Annotated in this window: 1 protein-coding gene and 1 pseudogene; both read left to right on the top strand. The window is 76.2% G+C overall.

Going from position 1 to position 1,441, the window contains the following annotated elements; genetic code table 11:
• Positions 1 to 38 precede the first annotated feature (38 nt).
• Positions 39 to 748 (top strand): annotated as a pseudogene (locus WHI96_RS27635) (sulfite exporter TauE/SafE family protein).
• 74 nt (positions 749 to 822) lie between these two features.
• The coding region (locus tag WHI96_RS27640; protein ID WP_349302517.1) for a class I SAM-dependent methyltransferase at positions 823 to 1,441 on the top strand (619 nt) is incomplete at its 3' end.

Below are 1,441 nucleotides of genomic sequence, written 5' to 3' on the forward strand. Positions count from 1 at the left end.
CCCGCGAGGCCATCGCGGCGTCACTGGTCGTCGTCGGGGTGACCGCGGCGGTCGGCGCCGCCGGGCACGCCCGTGCGGGACGCGTGCGCTGGCGGACGGGCCTGATCTTCGGGCTCGCGGGCATGGCCGGCGCGTTCGCCGGCGGTCTCGTCGGCGCCCGGCTGCCCGCACAGGTCCTGCTGGTCGCGTTCGCCCTCATGATGACGGTGACCGCCGTGGCGATGCTGCGGGGCCGCCGGGAGATCGATCCGGCGGAGCAGCACAGCGAGCTCCCGGTCGCCCGGGTCCTGCTCGACGGTGCCGTCGTCGGACTCGTGACGGGTCTCGTGGGAGCCGGCGGCGGGTTCCTGGTCGTCCCGGCTCTCGCACTGCTGGGCGACTCCCGATGGGGGTCGCGGTCGGGACGTCGCTGCTGGTCATCGCGCTCAAGTCCCTCGCGGGCCTGGCCGGCTACCTCACCACCGTCTCGCTCGACTGGACCCTCGTCGGCGCGATCACCGTCGCGGCGGTGCTCGGCAGCCTCGCCGGTACCCGGCTGGTCGACCGCATCCCGGCCGACGCCCTGCGGCGTGGGTTCGGCTGGTTCGTGCTCGCGATGGGAGCGTTCGTACTGGTCCAGCAGGCGCCCGACGCGATCCGGGTGCCGGGCCTGCTCGTGCTGGCCGCCGTCGCGGTGTCGATGGCGGGCTGCGCCGCGTGGGTCGCGAGCTGTCCGCTGCGGCGGGTCGGGCGTCCCGGCGCGGCCTGAGACGTGCCGCTCCCAGTCGGCACCAATGACCGGTCATTTGCCGCCGGGATGCCCGGACCCGCTACCCTTCGCGGATGTCCGTGCCCAGCGGTGGACACCGCGTCTTCGCCGCGCTGTACGACCGCGTCCTCGACCCCGTGGAGCGCCGGCTCCTCGGCCCGCGCCGGGCGGCACTGGTCAGCGGCCTCACCGGCCGCGTCCTCGACGTCGGCGCGGGTACCGGCGCCAACCTGCCGCACTACCGTGACGCCGACGAGGTCATCGCCCTCGAGCCCGATCCGGCCATGCGCCGCCGGCTGCGCGACCGGGCCGGGTCCTGCGCCGTCCCGCTCACGGTGAGCGGAGCGAGCGCCGAGGCACTGCCCGCCGCCGACGGCTCGGTCGACGCCGTGGTCTTCACCCTCGTGCTCTGCACGGTCCCCGACCCGGCGCGGGCACTGGCCGAGGCGCACCGGGTACTGCGCCCGGGCGGGCGGCTGGTCGCGATCGAGCACGTCGTCGGGCACGGCCGGCCCGCGACCTGGCGACGGCGACTGGCCCCGCTGTGGGAACGCATGGCGGCGGGGTGCCGGCTCGACCGTGACACCGAGGCCGCGGTCACCGCCGCCGGGTTCGTGCCCGGCACCGTCGAGCGGTTCCCGGCCACGCCGTCGTGGGGTCCGATCGGGGCGATGGTCCAGCTGACCGCGACCC

The sequence above is a fragment of the Pseudonocardia tropica genome (genome assembly GCF_040105315.1).
GTDB classification, from domain to species: domain Bacteria; phylum Actinomycetota; class Actinomycetes; order Mycobacteriales; family Pseudonocardiaceae; genus Pseudonocardia; species Pseudonocardia alni.